The 20,932-nt window shown below is 48.3% G+C and carries 19 protein-coding genes; 16 read left to right on the forward strand and 3 right to left on the reverse strand.

Annotated elements, in window-relative coordinates:
- Both ABV409_RS08480 and ABV409_RS08485 read right to left on the reverse strand, forming a co-directional pair.
- Positions 1-162: a hypothetical protein gene (locus tag ABV409_RS08480; protein WP_353877149.1), complete on the reverse strand. Its 162-nt coding sequence runs from the start codon at positions 160-162 to the stop codon at positions 1-3.
- Positions 163-188: 26 nt separating this feature from the next.
- Entirely contained in the window at positions 189-863 is a 675-nt protein-coding gene (locus ABV409_RS08485) for a GntR family transcriptional regulator (RefSeq protein WP_353877150.1), read from the reverse strand.
- A gap of 89 nt (positions 864-952) precedes the next feature.
- Between ABV409_RS08485 and treF the strand changes: the two genes are divergently transcribed.
- From treF to ABV409_RS08515, 6 genes are all read left to right on the forward strand, one after another.
- The gene (gene treF, locus ABV409_RS08490) at positions 953-2,542 is read left to right on the forward strand and encodes an alpha,alpha-trehalase TreF (RefSeq protein WP_353877151.1); all 1,590 of its coding nucleotides are present in this window, start codon (positions 953-955) and stop codon (positions 2,540-2,542) included.
- Positions 2,543-2,608: 66 nt separating this feature from the next.
- On the forward strand, positions 2,609-3,697 hold the full coding sequence (locus ABV409_RS08495) for a DUF2652 domain-containing protein (protein WP_353877152.1): 1,089 nt from the start codon (positions 2,609-2,611) through the stop codon (positions 3,695-3,697).
- A gap of 59 nt (positions 3,698-3,756) precedes the next feature.
- Positions 3,757-4,278, forward strand: coding sequence for a hypothetical protein (locus ABV409_RS08500; RefSeq protein ID WP_353877153.1), 522 nt, complete (start codon positions 3,757-3,759; stop codon positions 4,276-4,278).
- Positions 4,278-4,694: a DUF3052 family protein gene (locus tag ABV409_RS08505; protein ID WP_353877154.1), complete on the forward strand. Its 417-nt coding sequence runs from the start codon at positions 4,278-4,280 to the stop codon at positions 4,692-4,694. Before ABV409_RS08500 ends, ABV409_RS08505 begins: the two co-directional genes overlap by 1 nt.
- A gap of 99 nt (positions 4,695-4,793) precedes the next feature.
- The gene (locus ABV409_RS08510) at positions 4,794-8,051 is read left to right on the forward strand and encodes a WD40/YVTN/BNR-like repeat-containing protein (RefSeq protein WP_353877155.1); all 3,258 of its coding nucleotides are present in this window, start codon (positions 4,794-4,796) and stop codon (positions 8,049-8,051) included.
- A 1-nt stretch (position 8,052) separates the two neighbouring features.
- Positions 8,053-8,694, forward strand: coding sequence for a class I SAM-dependent methyltransferase (locus ABV409_RS08515; RefSeq protein WP_353877156.1), 642 nt, complete (start codon positions 8,053-8,055; stop codon positions 8,692-8,694).
- Here the strand turns inward: ABV409_RS08515 and ABV409_RS08520 are convergent.
- Positions 8,691-9,938, reverse strand: coding sequence for a mechanosensitive ion channel family protein (locus ABV409_RS08520; RefSeq protein ID WP_353877157.1), 1,248 nt, complete (start codon positions 9,936-9,938; stop codon positions 8,691-8,693). The genes ABV409_RS08515 and ABV409_RS08520 overlap by 4 nt on opposite strands.
- 88 nt (positions 9,939-10,026) lie before the next feature.
- Between ABV409_RS08520 and ABV409_RS08525 the strand changes: the two genes are divergently transcribed.
- The 10 genes from ABV409_RS08525 to ABV409_RS08570 all read left to right on the forward strand — a co-directional run bounded on the left by ABV409_RS08525 (position 10,027) and on the right by ABV409_RS08570 (position 20,843).
- Positions 10,027-10,938: an EamA family transporter gene (locus ABV409_RS08525; RefSeq protein WP_353877158.1), complete on the forward strand. Its 912-nt coding sequence runs from the start codon at positions 10,027-10,029 to the stop codon at positions 10,936-10,938.
- 4 nt (positions 10,939-10,942) lie between these two features.
- Positions 10,943-11,635 carry a 3-keto-disaccharide hydrolase gene (locus tag ABV409_RS08530; RefSeq protein WP_353877159.1) on the forward strand — a complete coding sequence of 231 codons (693 nt, stop codon included), beginning with the start codon at positions 10,943-10,945 and terminating at the stop codon, positions 11,633-11,635.
- Positions 11,636-11,819: 184 nt separating this feature from the next.
- Positions 11,820-13,268 carry a hypothetical protein gene (locus ABV409_RS08535; RefSeq protein WP_353877160.1) on the forward strand — a complete coding sequence of 483 codons (1,449 nt, stop codon included), beginning with the start codon at positions 11,820-11,822 and terminating at the stop codon, positions 13,266-13,268.
- Positions 13,269-13,372: 104 nt separating this feature from the next.
- A complete protein-coding gene (locus ABV409_RS08540) occupies positions 13,373-14,368 on the forward strand; it encodes a sensor histidine kinase (protein ID WP_353877161.1) in 996 nt (331 codons plus the stop codon).
- A complete protein-coding gene (locus ABV409_RS08545; RefSeq protein ID WP_353877162.1) occupies positions 14,365-15,399 on the forward strand; it encodes a histidine kinase in 1,035 nt (344 codons plus the stop codon). Before ABV409_RS08540 ends, ABV409_RS08545 begins: the two co-directional genes overlap by 4 nt.
- Entirely contained in the window at positions 15,380-16,135 is a 756-nt protein-coding gene (locus tag ABV409_RS08550) for a LytR/AlgR family response regulator transcription factor (RefSeq protein ID WP_353877163.1), read from the forward strand. The genes ABV409_RS08545 and ABV409_RS08550 overlap by 20 nt, the downstream gene beginning before the upstream one ends.
- Positions 16,136-16,187: 52 nt before the next feature.
- Positions 16,188-17,840, forward strand: coding sequence for an N-acyl-D-amino-acid deacylase family protein (locus tag ABV409_RS08555; protein WP_353877164.1), 1,653 nt, complete (start codon positions 16,188-16,190; stop codon positions 17,838-17,840).
- A gap of 96 nt (positions 17,841-17,936) precedes the next feature.
- On the forward strand, positions 17,937-18,494 hold the full coding sequence (locus ABV409_RS08560; RefSeq protein ID WP_353877165.1) for a DUF4251 domain-containing protein: 558 nt from the start codon (positions 17,937-17,939) through the stop codon (positions 18,492-18,494).
- 60 nt (positions 18,495-18,554) lie between these two features.
- A complete protein-coding gene (locus ABV409_RS08565; RefSeq protein WP_353877166.1) occupies positions 18,555-19,733 on the forward strand; it encodes a PQQ-dependent sugar dehydrogenase in 1,179 nt (392 codons plus the stop codon).
- A gap of 9 nt (positions 19,734-19,742) precedes the next feature.
- On the forward strand, positions 19,743-20,843 hold the full coding sequence (locus tag ABV409_RS08570; RefSeq protein WP_353877167.1) for an adenylate/guanylate cyclase domain-containing protein: 1,101 nt from the start codon (positions 19,743-19,745) through the stop codon (positions 20,841-20,843).
- The last annotated feature ends 89 nt before the right edge of the window (positions 20,844-20,932 follow it).

Raw genomic sequence — 20,932 nt, forward strand, 5'->3', positions numbered from 1 at the left:
TCAATCCCGGCTTTCGGAATCGGAAACTTGGGCGGTGTCTGTATTGGAAAAGGATGGTGTGGAATCGGTTTCTTGGAAAATCCCACAGGAAACGGTTGGGCGTATCAAGGATTTTTTTCGGGATTTGACCCGTCTTTCGATTTCAGGATTCAGGTAATTCATAGTTAAGAAACGTAATGGCGAGCGAATCATTGTTCCATATCAGGGCGTAATTCTTCATAGGTTAATTCTTTTTCCCGCAACATTTGCTTCTGGATGTATTCAAAAACGCTCATCCAGTTCATTTTTAAGATGAGGGCCGCCGTCGGCAGGTTGTCTTCTTCAATCGCCTGAATGATCGCTTCGTTTTGATTGTCGATATGCTCATAAAACGCCCCGTTTTGCACGAACACCTGCTCGTAAAACAACACACGGGCCTCCAGATCCCGCAACAGCTGGGTCAAAATACTATTCGGGCATCGAGCGACCAACAAATGGTGGAATCGGATCCGTGACTCCAATCGCGCAACTGCCGTGTGGGTCTGCAGCAACACCCGTTGTTCCGATTTCAAACCAGCGATCGACCGGGCATCGAAGGTCGAAGCTTCCAATGCCATGACTTCCAACTCGGCGATGGTCTTATAGAGATGTTCGGCTTCTTGCATACTAAGCGCAGGTACGATGAACCCGCGGTTGGGCACCGCTTTGATGATGCGGGCTTGCTCCAGCTGACTTAACGCTTCACGAATTGGGGTGACACTGATGCCCAAAGCCCTTGACAAAGCCGCCAGGTTCAAAGTTTGTCCAATGTGCAGTTGTCCATGCTGGATTTTTTCCAACAAATGGGATTTTACCGTATCGCGAAGCATGGACTTCTTTTTCATGACACAAAGATAATCGTATACGATTTAAGAACTGTTTGCAATAGGGTTTATTGCCTTATCTTTAGCGGACAATTCTTTAAAACCCGTTTATGAGGCACACGTATACCGTGCTCATCGCACTAGCACTAAGCCTTAGCGCTTGCAACGATACTGAACCTACCATTGAGGCCGGTAACCTGTATGAAACCCAATTGTTCAAAGACGTGCAGTTGGCCGCCATTTACCCTGACTCCAAAACTTTTGTGGATCTGGTTCCGAACGCCTCGTTTTTGGAATTGGAACAACGTTACCTCGCTGAAAAAGATCAAGACGGTTTCGATCTGACCGCTTTTGTCGAAGCGAATTTTAGCGACCAATCCATGGAATCCCTCGAATTCGTGACCGACACGACGAAGACCATGTATGAGCATATCGAATCGATGTGGGATAAATTGACCCGTGGTCCGGATAGTTACCAAGCCAACGCATCGCGGATACCCCTGCCCAAAAAATATGTGGTTCCGGGTGGCCGTTTCCAGGAAATCTACTATTGGGACAGTTATTTCACCATGGAGGGGCTTTTGGCCGCCGGAAGGAAGGATTTGGCCAAAAGCATGGTCGACAATTTCACTTTTTTAATCGATTCCATCGGATTTATACCAAATGGTACAAGAGACTACTATCGCACCCGATCGCAACCGCCTTTTTATTCCATGATGGTCTATGCGTTGGCCGAAGAAGACCGCAACATGCTGCTGTATTACCTGCCTGAAGTCGCTAAGGAATATGCGTATTTTATGGATCACGATTCCATCGACCGCCCTTATGGGGCAAGCAAACATGTGGTTCAAATGATCGGAGGTGGACTCATGAACCGGTACTACGATCAAGGGGAGGCCCCAAGGCCTGAAGCCTACAAGGAGGATTTGCACTTGGCAGGTGAAGTCACTGAAGCCGGCGCTAAAAAACAACTATACAAAGATTTACGATCAGCCGCTGAATCGGGTTGGGATTTCAGTTCGCGATGGTTTTCCGATCCAGAGGATTTCGCTTCGACCCGAACCACCTCTTTACTGCCGGTCGACCTGAATTGCTTGATGTACCATATGGAGCTTATTCTCGAAAGGGGATCGATGTTAAAAGGGGATAAAGAAGCGGCGACCTATTTTCGCAAAAAGAGCATTGAGCGTAAAGCCTTGATCAAAGAGTATATGTGGGACGAAGAAGCCGGATTCTATATGGATTTTGATTTCAAACGTGCCGAAACCACCCAAGAACTCACTTTAGGGGGGGTGTATCCCTTGACCTTCCGTATTGCGGATCGTGACCAGGCCGAAAAGATGAAGGATGTGATCATGAACCAATTTTTGAGGGATGGTGGTCTGGTCACCACCCTTCGTAATTCAGGTCAGCAATGGGATGCTCCCAACGGCTGGGCCCCATTACAATGGATGGCGGTCAACGGGCTGTTGACCTATGGGTATATCGATGAGGCGAAAATCATCATTGAACGGTGGTTGGCCCTAAACGAAAAGGTGTATAAAAACACGGGCAAGATGATGGAAAAGTACAATGTGGAAGACCTGAGCTTGCTTTCCGGTGGAGGCGAGTATGAAACCCAGGACGGATTTGGATGGACCAACGGGGTTGCCCTCGGCTTTAAGGAAATCTTGGACGAGCTGGAAGAAAAAGGGTATTGATACCCCAAACGTACCATAAGTCCCAACGGGATATAGGCACGCACTAGAAAAACCTATCCAAAAAACATGGCCAAATCGCTGCTGTTCCTGCCCGATATTTCGGGCTACACCAAGTTCATCCAAACTACGGAAGTAGAGCATAGCCAGCACATCATATCCGAGTTGCTGGAAGTGCTTATCGCGGCGAATACCGAGAATATGGAATTGGCCGAAATCGAAGGGGATGCCCTTTTCTTTTACAAAGAGGGTGAGGTGCCTTCACAAGAACGACTTTTGGCCCAGATCGAAACCATGTTCACGGCTTTTTACAATCACCTCGAATTCTTAAAAAAAAACCGCATTTGTCCTTGCAATGCCTGTGCTACCGCACCTGACCTAGAGCTCAAGATCATTGCCCATGCCGGACAGCTGCAACACATCGAAGTACAAGGCACGCGAAAACCCTTCGGACAACAGGTGATCGAAGCCCATCGCTTGATGAAGAACTCGGTCAACAGTGATAATTACGTCTTAATCAGTCGTTCTCTAGCTTTTGAAATCCAACTATCCGCCTATTATTCAAGCAAACTCTTCCGGTTTCGGCAAGGCAGCGACCACTATGATGACACGACGATCGACTATTTGTACTCCCTCATCGACACCCAGCAACTGCCGTTGAAGGAACCTGAAACCGTTGCGGAAATCGAAATTGAAAGACCTGCCGATTTAATTTTTGAAAGGGAATACCCCGTTGGGGCCGAAAAACTGTATGAGTACATCTCCAATCTTATTTATCGGGCCGAATGGGTCAAAGGCGTAGATCGTTTCGACTTTAAGGTCAATGAAGTGACCCGTTGCGGTACCGAACACGTTTGTGTTGTCAATGGAAAGGATTTGAATTTCGTGTCGGTCACCAAAGCCGGTGAGCCCGGGCAGTTGGTCTATGGTGAAATGACCCGGGATCTATTGCCCGTTGACGCCATTTACCAATTCTACACCATTACCCCCCTTTCTGAAAACACATGCCACCTTAAAGTGGAACTGTTCTGGGAGGCCAAATCACCTCTCAAACGAATAATGATCGCCCTGTTCGCCAAAAAAGCCTTCGAAAAGAATACCCGAACTGCCCTGGAGGGCTTGTTCGATTTTGCCCAACATAAGCGCTCTGACGTTTAAAGGGATACTTTTGTAAATTAGGCATAGAAATACAAACCATGGCTTCTAAAAAACCATTTTTGTCCTCAGACAAGTTGTTCGGACTGACCGCCATGTTGATCAGCTTGGTGACCTTGGTCATCTTCGTCAGACAAACGAATATCATGGATAAACAAAGTCGGTTATCGGCAATGCCTTATCTGATGATCGAACAAAGTACCAATGGTGGGGCACACCGAATCCAATTCACCCTGGTCAATCAAGGGGTAGGTCCAGCGATTATCGAAAGCCGGAAGGTCATCTACAATGGCAAGGAATACGATCAAGATTTCTACCAATTCATGACACGCAGTATTCCGGAACTGGAAGGCATCGAACCCTACAATTGGTCGAATGTATATCGCGGCCAGGCCATTCCCGCCAACGGCAAAGTGGTCATGTTGGCCATAGGCAACGATGAGGAGTTGTTTACCCGTTTTGGAAAAGTATTGGGCAAACTAAAGCAAGAAAAATCGTTCTATTACGAATTCACCTATACCTCGATCTATGGCGATCGTTGGAAAATCAGTTCTGACAACGAAATTCCCGAACAATTGGACTAATGGCGAAGACGGAAGGGTATTCAGGAACACCATTGGCCAAGAAATTAGGTCTTAAAGCCGGTTTTGCCCTCTGGTTGATCGATACCCCAGACCATTATCACGATCTTTTCCATTCACTTCCCGATGGCCTGTTGTTTTTGGACGAGGCCCATTCAGAAGAAGCCGATTTCATCCATTGGTTTTGTCGTTCCGAAGAAGAGCTGGTAAAACGCGCAGAGAAAATCAAGCGGGCATTGAAGAAGTCGGGCATGCTTTGGGTGAGTTGGCCGAAGGGTTCGTCATCGATTACCACCGATTTAAAACGGGAGCCGATACGCGAGCATTTATTGGCTGTAGGCCTTGTAGATACCAAGGTCTGCGCCGTAGATTCGGACTGGAGTGGCTTGAAGTTCATGTACCGACTTAAAGACCGCTGAAAATAAACCGAACCTACTGCAATTTTCACATTTTTTTAAGGTTCTCCGCACCCCCTTTTCGCTACCTTTCACAGACTGATTAACCAAAAAGAAACCTGTATGAAATTCCCGAGCATTCGCCTGGCATTGGTAGCCTTGCTACTCATGTCGTCATCCATCCTGTTGGCACAAGAAGACAAAAAAGAAAACCCCTATGGTGGTTTGAAATTCAGAAGCCTAGGTCCGGCCCTGACCTCCGGTAGGATCGCCGATATTGCCATCCATCCACAAAACGAAAACGTATGGTATGTGGCCGTAGGATCCGGTGGGGTTTGGAAAACCGTGAATGCAGGAACGACCTTCGAACCCATTTTCGATGGCCAATCGGTCTATTCCATTGGGTGCGTGACCATAGACCCGAGCAACCCAAGTACGATTTGGGTAGGAACCGGTGAGAATGTCGGAGGGCGACACGTCGGCTTTGGGGATGGTATCTATGTCAGCCATGATGACGGCAAGTCGTGGAAGAACATGGGACTCAAATCTTCAGAACATCTCTCAAAAATCATCGTACATCCCGATAATTCGAACAAAATATACGTCGCTTCCCAAGGACCGCTTTGGAGCAAGGGGGGCGAACGCGGCTTTTACCGTTCGGAAGACGGAGGGAAAACGTGGACCAAAACCTTAGGCGATGAGGCTTGGACCGGGGTTACCGATATCGTCATGGACCCCTCGAACCCAGAGGTATTGTACGCGGCGACTTGGGACAGACACCGTACCGTAGCCGCCTACATGGGCGGAGGGCCAGGTTCTGGATTGCATAAATCCACCGACGGGGGCAAAACATGGACAAAACTTAGTGGTGGAATCCCAAAGAGCAACTTGGGGAAGATCGGATTGGCCATTTCGCCATTCGATAGTGAAACGGTGTATGCCGCCATCGAATTGGACCGTAAAAAAGGCGGGGTTTACATCTCGACCAATGGGGGGGTATCCTGGTCAAAGCAATCAGACGCTGTTTCCGGGGGCACAGGGCCACACTACTACCAAGAACTGTATGCCTCACCCCACCAAGAAGGACGCCTGTACCTTATGAGTAACTATGTGCAATACTCTGTAGACCATGGCAAGACCTTCCAGTTTATGAACGAAGAAAAGAAACACGTTGACAGCCACGCCATGGCCTTCAAAAAGGACGATCCAAACTATGTGTTGTTCGGTACCGATGGCGGGCTTTACGAATCGTATGACCTCACCAAGACATGGCGCTATTTCAGCAACCTACCGGTCATCCAATATTACAAAGTCGCCGTAGACGATTCGGCACCTTTTTACAATATTTATGGAGGAACCCAAGACAACGGATCCCATGGTGGACCTTCCCGTACCGACAACCAAGCCGGAATCTTGAACCAAGATTGGTGGATCACCCTTGGGGCCGACGGACACCAATCGGCTACGGAACCGGGTAATCCGGATATTACCTACGGCGAATTCCAACAAGGTTGGTTATGGCGGATCGATCAAACTACGGGTGAGACGGTCTTTATTCAACCACAACCTTCGGCAGGGGATCCCCATGAGCGGTTCAACTGGGATGCCCCGATTTTAGTGAGCCCGCACAAGCCCACACGGCTGTATTTCGCCTCGTACAGAGTATGGAAATCAGAGAATAGGGGAGACGACTGGACGGCCATTTCCAATGATTTGACCCGTAACGAAGAGCGGTTGGCCTTACCGATCATGGGCAAACAACAAAGTTGGGACAATCCATGGGATGTCGGTGCGATGAGTAACTACAACACCATTACGTCCTTGGCGGAATCCCCAGTACAAGAAGGGCTGTTGTATGCCGGTACGGATGACGGTATCCTTCAAGTGTCTGAAAATGGCGGCGACTCGTGGCGTAAGGTCAACTTGGGCAACATCAAAGGGGTCCCGGAAAGGGCCTTTGTCAATGATGTAAGGGCCGATCTCTTCGATGCGAACACCGTTTATTTGGTATTGGACAACCATAAAGAAGGCGACTATCGCCCTTTCCTATTGAAAAGTACCGATAAAGGACGCAGTTGGAGCTTGATCAACGGCAACTTGCCCAAGAAACTATTGACCTGGCGCATCGTTCAAGATCATAAAAAAGCGAACCTTCTTTTCGCAGCCACGGAGTTCGGCATCTATTTCAGCACCAACGGTGGTGGAAGTTGGACCCAGTTGAAGGGAGGATTACCGACCATTTCCTTCCGTGACATTACGATCCAACGCCGCGAGGATGATCTAGTGGCCGCCTCTTTCGGTCGTGGGTTTTATGTGCTCGACAATATCGGTCCACTACGTGATTATGATACGGCCAAAGCCAACACGGTTCAACTTTTCGCACCGAAGCAGGCGTATTGGTACATCCAAAGGGATGGGGTTTACGGTCAAGGCAACAATACCTACATGGCCAAAAACCCGCCTTATGGAGCTGAGATCACCTACTACCTGCCCAACAAACTGGAGTCGTTGAAGGCCCAACGCAGCAAACGGGAAAAAGAATTGACGAAGCAGAAGGCCAATATCCCTTTTCCCGGTTGGGAAGCCCTTCAGGATGAAAAGAATGCCGAAGGTCCGGCCATTGTCTTGGTCGTCAAAGATGCATCCGGTAAAGTGGTGAACACCATAAAGGGTTCCGCCAACAAAGGGTTCAACAGAGTGGCTTGGAATTTGACCCATGCCAACCGTACGGGGATTTCCCTAAAAGCCCCCGGGCCAAGCGATGAAGAAGAATTCTTTGGGTCGCCTTATTTGGCCACTCCCGGAACTTACACGGTCAGCGTACACCAAAGGGTCGACGGCAACTTGAAAGAATTGGCGGGGCCGCAAAGTTTTGAAGTCGTTCCATTGCGCAAAGGGGCACTTCCTGCGAAACCTACCCAAGAGATCGATGCCTTCCGTGCCGGTTTCCAAGCCTATCAACAAGATTTGATGGCGACCAATACGACCTTGAACAAGGCCACCTCATTGGCCAAAGCGATGAAGCGGGCATTCCAACAAGCTGAAAACCCGTCCCCATCTTTGTATGCTAAAATCCATAAGGCAAATTCCGATTTGCAGGCCATTAGTTCGATCATGAATGGCAACAGTGCCAAAAATGAGGTTGGGGAACGTAATCCACCTTCTCCTTCAGACGGCGCTTTTGTTGGATATGTCGCACTGAACAATACCTATGGGCCAACCGGCAATCACAAAAAAGCATTTGCCCGAGCCAAATCCCAATTGCAAGAAGTGAAAGCGCAATTGCGCGCCATGGTCAACACCACCTTGCCTGGTCTTGAGTCTGAGTTGAAGGCTGCCGGCGCCCCATGGATCGAAGGCCAAGGCCTCTTAAACGATTAGCATGCCCAAAAAGTTTTGGTTTTTGTTCCTGCTCCCACTGGTCGCCTTTTCACAGTATTCGGCCGACGAGTGGGAAGCACGGGATGAATGGATGGGTTTGGACAACCTCTTCAAGCATGCTACGGTAACCCCTGGTATGAATGTCGCCGATATCGGATGTCATGAGGGATATCTGACAGTGCGCTTGGCACGCCGGGTCGGTAGCTCAGGAAGGGTTTATGCCGAAGACGTCAACAAAGTCCGGCTAGAACGTTTACGCGAACATGTGCAGACCCTGAACCTGGACAATGTGGTCACCCTTTTAGGCGAATATGACAATCCCAAATTGCCTTTGGAATCCTTTGATCGGATCTTCGTCATCGATACCTACCATGAAATCTATGACTACAAAAAAGTCCTACGGCTATTGCACCGTTCCTTGAAACGCAACGGCCAACTTATCATCCTAGAAAAATTGAAGCGACGATTCGAAGGGGAATCACGTCAGGCTCAAGCGTTTGGTCATACCATGGCACCGAATTACGTAAAGGAAGAACTTTATGAGACCGGCTTTCGGGTAGTTGATGAGGATTTAGATCATGGGCTTTGGGAAAATGATCCCGACAAGCGTATGTGGTTCGTTGTTGCCGAAAAAGCCGATTAATCGACGGTCATTGTAGTCGGTAATTCAAAGATCTCCAACCCAAAGAACGGAACGGCTGCCAAAACATGGTCGAAAATATCGGCCATGATATATTCGTAATTCACCCACCGCTTATCACTGCTGAAGGCATAGATCTCAAGGGGAATCCCCTGGGGTGTCGGTGCCAATTGACGGGTCATCATCGTCATTTCGGGGTTGATGGCCGAGTGCGATTCCAAGTACGATTCGATATATTTTCGAAATACCCCGAGGTTGGTCAGGTTGCGGCCATTCAACAGCACGGATTTATCGATGGCATTCGTTTCGTTGTATTGGTCGATTTTGGCCTGCCGTGTTTCAAGGTAATCGGATATCAATTGTACCTTCTTGAGTTCATCGATTTTGGCCTCGGTCAAAAAGACGATGCTTTGTTGTTTGATAATAACCGCCCTTTTGATGCGACGCCCTCCTGAAGACTGCATTCCACGCCAATTCTTGAAGCTATCCGATATCAGGGCATAGGTGGGTATGGTCGTAATGGTCTTGTCAAAATTCTGCACCTTGACGGTAGCCAAATTGATTTCGATGACATCACCGTCGGCCCCATATTTTTCAAAGGTGATCCAATCACCGATCCGTACCATGTCATTGATACTGACTTGGATACTGGCAACGAAGCCTAGAATGGTATCACGAAAGACCAGCAACAAAACTGCCGATGCGGCTCCAAGACCGGTTATGAACTTCCATACGTCGGTTTCGGTCACAATGGCAAGTATGGCCAAAATCCCGCCGACCCATGCAAAGATCATAAACACCTGAATGTAGCTGTCGATCGGTTTGTCCTTAAATCGGGGCAAGGTCTTCAGATAGGAACTGATCGTTTTCAACACACTATTGGCGATGCGCAGGGTCAGGACCACACCAAGGATGTTCAAAATCTTGAACAACACGTTCTCTGCATATTGAAAATCATAGAAGACAAAAGGGGCCAATTCCATAGCGAGCAACAAAGGCACGATATGGGCCAAATGACGCGGCAAGCGATGTCGTATCATCAAGTCGTCTAGATCGCTCTTGGTACGCTTTGCAATACGCGCCGAAAGGGCGCGAATGCCCTTCCAAGTCAGGTAGTCTACCAAAAAAACCAGAACCAACATGACCAAAGCCAAGAGTACGGCATTGAGATAAACGGCCGTCTGTTCGGGTATGGCGTTACGAATCAAATGGTCTTTGAAAAAAGAATGCCAGCGTTCAACATACATAGCTTGAAGTCTTCGCCTGCAAAAGTACACATTACCCTTTCATCGCTTCTTATTTGTCGTAATTTTATACGGCAATCAGACCGCTACCATGAAGCAAAATCAAGTCTACATCATTCTCGCCTTTTTGGCGACCTATGTCGTTTGGGGATCGACCTATTTATGGAATAAGATCGCCGTCGAGGCCTTACCACCGTTCATGCTGGCATCCATACGATTCCTATGTGCCGGACTATTGATTTTCGCTATCGCTTTAGTCAGTGGAAAATCGTTGAGGATCACCAAAAAACAATTATTGAATACGGCTTTCGCCGGATTTTTGTTCTTGACTTTTGGCAATGGGGTGGTAGTTTGGGCCCTGCGTTTCGTCGATAGTGGTTTCGCCGCTCTGGAAATATCGGCCCAGCCACTGGTGGTCTTATTGATGATGTGGGCCCTTCATGGAAAAAAAATACAACCGATGTCATTGGTCGGCGTTGCCTTGGGCATTTTAGGCATTTACCTTTTGGTGGGACAACGCTCGATTTTGGAACAGGAGAACGCCATTCTCGGAATGATCATGATCTTCGCCTGCATGTTGAGTTGGGCTTATGGAAGCCTATTCATCGGAAAGGCGGACATGCCCAAAAACTATGTGGTAAATACCGGCTACCAAATGTTCACGGGTGGGTTGTTGTTACTGTTAACCAGTTTCGCCTTTCAGGAAACTTGGGTGCCTTATTCCGAATGGAGTGGGGAAGTGCGGTATTCGATGTTGTTGCTGATCATCTTTGGAAGTATCATCGCTTTTTCGGCATTCAATTTCCTTTTAAAAACCGTTTCACCGGAGAAGGTAGCGACCAACACCTACGTAAACCCCATTGTAGCAATGCTTTTAGGGTGGTATTTTTTGGAGGAGGAAATTTCAAACCAGTCGATTTTGGCTGCGGTCATCTTGCTGACCGGAGTCTATTTCATCAACACCAAAAAGAAATTGGTCTTGTTCAATCGATTTAAAAAGTAAAACCATGATATCGAAAAGTCTCTTATTCGGCATTGGGTTGGCCCTTGTCATGACGGCCTGCAACAACGATGGGGAAGCGAAATTGTTCAACGGGACCGATCTTTCGGGCTGGCATATGGATGTACCCCAAAGGGATACCGTGCCCGAAGCCCCTATTCCCTTTGTGGTCCGTGAAGGTCACTTGGTCTCCTTGGGGGAACCTAGGGGGCACTTGATTACCGATGCCGAATACGCCGATTACCGTTTGGAAGTAATATATCGCTTTCCATCCGAACCGGGCAATTGTGGGGTATTGGTGCATGCTTCCACACCACGCGCCTTGTATGGGATGTTCCCTAAATCGGTCGAAGTGCAATTGATGCATGAAAACGCAGGCGACTTTTGGTGTATCGTTGAAGACATTCATTGCGAGGATATGGTGCAGCGTCGTGGACCAAAAGAAAATTGGGGCATTACCGAAGGTAAAGCACGCCGCATAGAAAACCTAACGGATAACAGTGAGCGACCGTTGGGCGAGTGGAACACCTTGGTCGTCGAATGCCTTAATTCCGAAATCAAGGTTTGGATCAATGGTGACCTAGTAAACTATGGGTATGACAGCACGGCTTCTCGCGGTCAAATCGCCTTGCAAGCTGAAGGTGCCGAGATGGAATTCAAGGAAATCACCCTCAAGCCCATCCGCAAATTGACGCCCTAACTACCCGCTCCAAACGCGCCATGTACAATTCATGGCACCCAATGTACAATTCATGACATTGCATTTTCGTACTTGGAACGAAGCAAGCATCTTTGTACCATCATCAATCAAAAAACGCAGTATCAATCATCAAATCGTCCGTTCTCCAATCAAGAGCGGACGATTTTTCAAAAAACGGAAAATCATGCAACAACTCATCAAAATTTTGACCGCTTTGCTCATTAAAGTAGTCTTGATCGTCCTCTTTCTCATCCCTTCCAATACCGAGGCACAACGCCGAAGTACCTCTGTAAGTGTGAGTAATGGGGGGAAGACCACCATTTCGATAAAAAATGGATTGAGCAATAAATTCTACATTGAGTACAAAGGGGACATCACCTTATCGGATGACGACAGCGATGTGGTAGGTATATCGCGTGGAGGTTATATGGAAATCAAAAAAAGTGCTTTCGGTAATAGACGAAGGATCATTATCGAACCCAATGGTTCGGGCCAACTGGTCAAAAAGTACTACGTCGGCAGCTCACAACGCAGTTTCGATGCCGAGGGCAAGAAGTGGCTATCGGAAATCCTTTTGGAAGTCGTTCGAACCACAACCCTAGGTTCGGAAAAACGTGTCGATCGTATGTATCGACAGGGAGGCTCCTATAAAGTATTGAAAGAAGTCGATAAAATCGCCAGCGACCATGTCAAAGCCCGCTATATCAAATTACTCTTGGATAAAGACCTAAAAGAAAAGGATCTGATCGCCATTTTGAATACGGTAGGGGAGGATTTTGATTCCGATCATCACAAAGCCGATATCCTCAAAAGAAACGCAAAGGCCTTTTTGGCTTCCGACAATACCACGGCCGCCTATATCAAAGCTGCATCCGATATCAATTCGGACCACCACACCGCAGAGGTGCTGAAAAAATCGATTCGTGACGGATCCATATCGAATACCCAAATGAAGGCGCTTTTCCCGATTGTCGACGATATCGATTCCGATCACCATAAAGCCAGCGTCTTGAACGAGGTACTGCGCGAACGAAACTTGGATGCCGAAAATACCAAACTGTTGATCGCTACATCGAAATCGATCAACTCAGACCACCACAAGGCGAGTGTTTTGAAGAAAGCCTTGGGTAAAGATCTCGGATCGGCCACGAGCCATGCACTGCTCGCTTCGGTATCGAATATGAGTTCGGACCATCACATCGCGAGTGTGTTCCTAGAATTGGTAAAACAAGATCTTGACGCCTCGTCAAAGGCACATTTGTTACGCTTGGTCGAAGAGAACATGACTTCAGACAACCACCAGGCCAACGTATTGAAGCGCATGGCGACGGCCCACCAGATCGACGAAAGCCTACCCGATTATTTGGGGGCGTTGACCAATATCGATTCAGACCACCATAAGGCCGACGTATTTAAAACGCTTTCAAGAAGCACCTTTTCCGAAAAGCAGCTCATCGCGATTCTAGGGGCGACTGAGTCCATAGATTCCGATTACCACAAGGCGGAAACCTTGATCGCTTTTTCGAGTGCGGTCAACGGCGGTTCGAAAGCCGTTGCCGACGCCTACACCGATGCCTGCATGGATATCGATAGTGATTCCCATCTAGGCAGGGCCATTAAGGCCATCAACTGATCGACCAACCACCGTTCCATTCCCTGCGCCAAAATACTCTGGACTTTTATGAGTATTTTGGTGATATGGAGTGGCGCTTTCCAACTTTCTTCAACCAACCCGGCATGAAACGACATTTCGTCCTCATTTTCTTTGGCTTCTCCATTGGTTTGCTCATGTATGGGTTCGCCAATTTCAACCGACTGGGCCAGCCTATGGAATTTTACCTTAGTGGGTTCTTGGGGATCCTGGTGTTCTATGCCATTTCCTATGCGAATTCGGGGATCAACCAATTGGTTTCTTGGAAAGAACTTCCGGGGATGCGATTGCTCCTCGGAATCGTAAGTAATCTTCTCGTTTCCTTAGGCTTATCCTATGCGGCCATTACCAGCTACCATCTGCTTATGGACGAAGAATTGCGCATGGGGGATCATTGGGAAGAACTGCTCAAATTGGGTATTGTGGTGTTCAGCCTTTCAATCATCCATGGGGTCGTCTACTTCGCCCTTTATTCCTACAATCAGTACACCAAGGTACAGATCGAAGAGCTACGCCAACAACGCAAACAGGCCGAGATCCAATTGAACCTGTTGCGTTCGCAACTCAGTCCCCATTTTCTATTCAATAGCATGAATTCGCTTTCCATGCTGTTCCATAAAGACCCACAACAGGCCGAAACCTTCATCCGTGCCTTGGCGACCTGTTATGAATACACCTTGGCAAAACATCGGGTCGACCTGGTCACCATTGACGAGGAATTGGATTTCGTAAATGCCTTTTCGGTGTTATTGTCCACGAGATTCGGCGACGGATTCACGGTCGAGGTCGATCTTCCTGAAGCGATAAGACAAAGCAAAGTACCCCCGTTGACGCTACAGCTGTTGGTCGAGAATGCAGCAAAACACAATGTGTTCAATTCCGAAATGCCCCTGAGGGTCGTAATGGACTTGCAAGATGGCCATATCGTCGTTATGAACAACAAGACCGGGCAACGCAAACAAGTGAACTCCACCAAACTGGGACTTTCGAATATCAAAAGACGCTACCGGCTGTTGACCAGGCAATCGGTCGAGGTTTTGGATCAAAAGGATTTTTCGGTCAAATTACCCGTGCTGATATGAAGCGGTTTTTTATACATCATCCGATCTTCAGGATCATTAGCCCGCTTTTTGGGGGCACTCTGGTATACTTGCTGCTCTTATTGATCAACAATAACATTTCGCAGTTGGGCGAAAGTTTTTTCGGGGAGGAATTGTACATCTGTATCGGGTTGACCTATTTGATCCAAGAAATGATACGATGGGCCATCCTCGGCTTTAAAAAATTAAAAAAACCGAGTTCCGAGTTGCTTCGGGCTTCGATTCAAGTAATGGTTACCCTCCTGGGTGTGGTGGCCTTGGTATCGACCGTCATGTTCCTGTATTTCAAGTACGTCTTGCTCTACACCCCGAATTTTAGTGAGTTGCAGGTTTTGAATCTTATTTTCCTTTTTATCGGATTGGTCTATATGGTCCTGTATTTCAGCCACCAATTCCTGTATCGTACCAATACCGAGAGAAAACAGCAAGAATTGTCTGAACGGCAATCGGTCGAAGAAGCCTTCCGGGTCTACCAGAAGGGCATCAACCCCGAGTTGCTTTTTGAAAGCCTTGAAAGTATGTTGGCCACGATGAAAAACGATCCGGACAGGGCCGAGGAAATGACGGATCATTTTTCTTCGGTATACCGCTATATCCTATCCAAAAACCAAACGGAATTGGTTTCCCTTGCCGAAGAATTGGATGCCACACGATCTTTGGTAGCCTTATTCGACAATTTACCCCATCGCAGCTTGAAATTGGAAATCGATGTGGACGAACGATTATGGATACCGCCCAAGACCCTATTGGCGATCATCGAGCAAATCATCCGCAGTACGATTGCATCCTCGAAAAAAGAGCTTAAGGTGTCCCTTGAAAGCAAAGAAGGGTATATGAAAATCCGATACCAGCCCGAAGAGCGACTTCGGTATGGATTCGATTTGGCGAAGATCTCGGATGTAGTGAAAAAGTTCGGTTTTTTTTCATCCGAACCCATTCGACTAGCTGACGAAGCAACATGGCGTACCCTAACATTACCGATATTGAATTACGATGAAAGTAGCCCTAGTTGAAGACGAACCCTTAGCCGCTGAAAAATTGGTGCGCTATTTGGAAAAATACAGCACCGATATCGAAGTATTGACCGTCTTGGAATCATTGCGTCAAGCGGTGCCTTGGATCCGCGAGCATAAAGATAAGGTCGACCTGTTCTTTATGGACGTGCAATTGAGTGACGGCTTGAGTTTTGAGATCTTCGCGGAACTTAATTTGGACAAACCCATCATTTTCACAACGGCCTTTGACGAGTTCGCCGTTGACGCCTTTAAGGTCAACAGCATCGATTACCTTTTGAAACCGATTACGTTCACCGACCTTTCCAAGGCTTTGAAAAAATTCGCGTCCTTACGCAAGCACTATACCCAACCCGACATGGAGCCCCTTATCCGCTCTTTGGGAAAAACGACGTATAAAGACCGGTTTTTGGTAAAGATCGGCAACCACATCCGTTCGGTCGGCACCCATGAGGTGCTGGTTTTTCAAGCCGAAGGCAGGGATGTATCGCTTTTCAATTCCAGTGGAAAGGAATACCTGATCGAGTATCGTTTGGAAGCCCTTGAGAAACTCTTGGACCCCAAACAGTTTTTTCGGGTGAACAGGAGTTTCATCGTAGCCCTCTCGGCCATTGCCGATGTGGTGGTGTATTCGAATAGAAGGTTGAAATTGGAGCTGCATACCAAACTGGGGGCCGATATCGTGGTCAGCCGTGAAAAAGTGGCCGAATTCAAAAAGTGGTTCGGGGGCCAATAGGTCGAACTCCCTGAAAATCACTATCTTTTTGGTATACTTCAAGTACCGACCCATGAGACCTTACATCCTTTTATTGCTCATCTTCAGTGTTGCCTGCCAAAAATCGGAGACCTACGATCTCGTATTGAAAAACGGACTGGTTTATGACGGAAATGGAGGAACACCCTTCCTTGCCGATATCGGAATCAACGCCGACACGATCGCCAAGATCGATCCAGGGCTTTCCTTAGAAGCGACGTCCACCATCGACTTGGAAGGCATGGCTACGGCCCCTGGGTTCATCAATATGCTCAGTTGGGCCAATGTGGCACTTTTGGAAGACGGGCGGTCGCAAAGTGACATCCGACAAGGGGTTACCTTGGAGGTCATGGGGGAAGGCCGCTCCATGGGTCCATTGACCGAGGATATGAAAAAAGAAATGATCGAGAACCAAGGGGACATCAAATATGCCGTCGAGTGGACCTCCCTAGGCGAATACCTGGCCCATCTGGAAGCTTTAGGGGTCTCGACCAATGTGGCGTCCTTTGTAGGTAACGGTACCCTGAGACGTCACGTGATCGGGTATGAAAACCGGCCGGCTACCGCCGAAGAAATCGAAGAAATGGCCGCATTGACCGCTACCGCTATGGAAGAAGGGGCCGTGGGCATTTCGAGTTCCCTGTTGTACGCCCCAAGTCGGTATGCGGATACCGCGGAATTAACGGCACTGGCAAAAATCGCTGCCGATTACGATGGCATGTACGTCTCCCATATCCGCGATGAAGGGGATTACCTTTTGGAGAGCTTGGATGAACTGTTGCAAATAGCATCGGAGGCAGAGATCCGATCCGAGGTATACCATCTCAAAGCATCGGCCAAACGCAATTGGGCCAAACTGGACAGCGCCATCGCCAAAATCGATTCTGCCCGAACGGCCGGACTGCCGGTGACCGCTGATATGTACACCTATAACGCCAGTTCTACCGGCTTGCATGTCCAACTCCCCGAATGGGTGCGGGAAGGGGGTATTGCCTTGATGCTGTACCGCTTGTCCGACCCGAATACCCGTCTACGCGCGATTGCCGACCTTAAATTCCGCAATAGTCCCGAAACCATATTGCTGGTCGGGTTTCGCAATGAAGGGCTACGCAACTACATCGGAGCCTATCTGACCGAAGTGGCCGAAGCCTGGGGGAAAAGTCCGGCAGAGACCTTGGTCGATCTCATCATTGAAGACCAAAGCAGAATACAGGTCGTCTACTTTTCCATGGACGAGGCCAACATTTCCAAAAAGGTAGCCCTCCCATGGGTGAGTTTTTGCTCCGATGCGGGATCGTATACCAATGAGGGGGTATTCATAAAGCAAAGTACCCATCCTAGGGCCTACGGATCCTTCATCAGGGTTCTGGGCAAATATTCACGTGATGAAGGGGTGCTTTCGCTCGAAGAAGCCGTTCGTAAACTGACTGCCCTGCCTGCCGATAACTTGAAACTAAAGAAGCGGGGGCGATTGGCCATTGGCCATTTCGCCGATATTGTGGTCTTCGACCCGGAAAAGGTAGCCGACAAGGCCACCTTTACCGATCCGCACCAATACGCAGAAGGCATGATACATGTATGGGTGAACGGGGAGCAGGTATTGCGCGACGGTGAACATACGGGGGCCACCCCAGGTCGATTCATTAAGGGTCCAGGATATCGTCAAACCGCACCCTCGACCGAATGAACCATTGACCATCATCGTGGCACCCTTCACGCATTGGTGATTTTGGCAACACTTTTGTGGTGGTACTTTTAAAAACGAATTCAAAAAAAGGAACAAATGAAAAAGAACGTACTAGCCCTAGTTGCACTAGTGACCCTCGGAACGATGCTCTCCTGTGGTAGCCAAAAATCAATGCCGTCCCCAGAAGAACTGGCGGCGTTAAAACAGCAAATCGACAACAAAGAACTGGATTTACGGGCCCGTTGGGCCAATCCACTGGGTACGCGTAGCATCAATGCGATCGCTTCAGCAGGCCTGCTGCCCCCGGGTAGTTCGGCCAACCGTATCGAAATTACTGGAACTGCCAGCTTTTTGAGAATCCAAAATGACAGCGTATTCGCGAAACTGCCCTATTATGGGGAACGACAGTTCGCCAGCACCTACAACCCCCAAGATGTAGGCATCAATTTCGAAGGGGTACCCAAGGACCTTTCCATTGATTTCAATGAGAAAAAACAAGCCTATGATTTCCAATTCGATATCGTGAACGAGCTCGGTGAGGGTTTCAATGTAAACGGCACGGTCTATCCCAACAATGCGGCGACTTTTTATGTCAATAGTACACAGCGTTTAACCATAGGTTACTCAGGTTTTCTGAATAAAGTTAGTGAGTAGGCAATCCGGCCATAAGGGAAATAGGCTATCTTTAACGGTGAAAGTCTAAATCCCTAAACCATGGAAATTTCAAGAACGAAAGTCTATGCATATGCCCTGGGCATGATGATCCTATTGGCTGGGGCCTGTAAACAGAAGGCGGAAGATGAATCTCAAGTAGCTTCCGTTCCTGAAGCCCAACCTACGCTACCCTTAGAGCGTCTGAATTTACCCGAAGGCTTTACCATAGAGCTGTATGCCGAAGGAATCGATGGCGCACGTTCTATGGCCATGGGGGATGAAGGTACGCTGTTCGTCGGCACCCGTAACGAAAAAACGGTCTACGCCATCCAAGATCAAGATGGGGATTTTAAGGCCGACAAGGTCATGGTCTTGGATTCGACCCTTGAAGTTCCTAACGGTATCGCATTTCGCGATGGAGATCTGTATGTGGCCGAGGTGGGCCGTTTATTGCGGTATGATGAAATCGAGTCGCATCTCGAAGACTTTGAGGTCATCCCCGAAATCGTCTACGACGATTACCCAACGGAGTTCCACCACGGATGGAAGTATATCGCCTTTGGTCCGGATGATAAACTATACGTACCCGTTGGCGCGCCTTGCAACATTTGTGATAGTACGGTCGCTGATCAACGATACGCGACCATCACCCGTATGGACCCTGATGGAAACAATCGTGAAATCTATGCCCATGGGGTACGGAATACGGTGGGTTTTACCTGGCATCCGGAAACCAAGGAAATGTGGTTTACCGATAACGGCCGTGATATGATGGGGGATGATGTACCCCCTTGCGAATTGAACCGCATCTCAAGGGCAGGCCAACACTTCGGATACCCCTACTGCCATGGTGGTACGGTTGCCGATCCTGAATTCAATGACCGCGACTGTGACGAATTCACCGCCCCCGTACAAGCAATGGGCGCCCATGTCGCCCCCTTGGCCGTGAAGTTCTATCGCGGTGACATGTTTCCTGAAAGCTACCGAAACTATGCCTTCGTGGCCGAACACGGCTCTTGGAACCGTTCGAAAAAGGTCGGTTACCGTATCGCCTTGGTCGAACTGGATGGCAATGAATCCGTGGGCTATACGACCTTTATCGATGGCTGGCTCGATGACGAAAGTCAAGATCAATTCGGAAGACCGGTCGACATCCTGTTTTTAGAAGACGGATCGATGCTGATCTCCGATGACTATGGTGATGCCATCTATCGGGTACATTATACGGACCCTTCTTAAGACCGTCTTTTGCCACTTTCACCCAAAACCCGCTACCAACTCGTTAGGATTTTACCTTTCGGTATCATCTGGTTGATTACCGGGGTGGTGTTTTTGCTTTCCGATAAAATGGCGATCGGAAATAACCCCGTGTTGGAAGGAGCGATCAATCCGAACGGCGAAATTTTCTTTTTTGCCTGCATCGCCGTCACGGTGATGGGCCTTTTGGTCGGTTTTTTGGAAGTGGTCTTTATCAACCGACTTTTTACCCAGCAGGTCCTTTGGAAAAAAGTAGCATATAAATTCTTGTTGTATACGCTGTTGTTCAGCATCGTGATTTCAATTGTCTATCCGATGGCCGCCGCCATTGAAATGGAGGTACCGCTATGGAAAGCCGAAGTATGGAAGCGATATGCGGTTTTTTGGGGCAGTTTGGCATTCTGGAGCACCTGCCTGCAGTTGTTCTTCAGCCTAATGCTATCCTTGTTTTATGGGGCAATCAGTGAAAATCTCGGCCATTCGGTCTTGATCAATTTCATCACCGGCAAATACAATTCCCCCAAACAGGAAGAACGGTTCTTTATGTTCGTCGATATGACGGCATCGACCGCCATTGCCGAAAAATTAGGCCATAAACGCTACTTTCAATTGATCCAAAGGTACTATGAGGACCTATCGAATGCCATCATTAAACACAAAGGGGAAGTCTACCAATACGTGGGGGATGAGATCGTGATTACCTGGCCGCTTGAGACTGGTGTGGAAGCGGCTAATTGCATCCGTTGTTTTTATGCCATGCAAGAGGACTTGGGGAAGAAGACCCCGGCCTATGAAGACCGCTTTGGTCTTGTCCCTCGTTTCAAGGCCGGACTGCATGCAGGAACGGTAAGCATCGGGGAAATCGGGGCGCTGAAAAAAGAAATCGTTTTTACCGGAGACCCTTTGAACGTCACGGCCCGTATTCAAGGTCTTTGCAAAGAGCTCCAGAAGGACTTTATCATCTCTGCCGCGGTCATTGCCCAGCTACCTGGGTATTCAAATGCCTTCCAAAGCCTTGGCACCTTTCCCATTAAGGGACGCCAGGCCCCCATGGAAGTATTTCATGCCAACAAAGAGGCCTTCTTGCCATAAAAATCGAACCCGGAACATCTAAGGGAACGAATTCACCGTATAAAGGGTGTGAGGTCGTTGTAGCGACCCAACCGGACCAAGAGAACACA

It is taken from the genome of Flagellimonas algarum, assembly GCF_040513375.1.
Taxonomy (GTDB): domain Bacteria; phylum Bacteroidota; class Bacteroidia; order Flavobacteriales; family Flavobacteriaceae; genus Flagellimonas_B; species Flagellimonas_B algarum.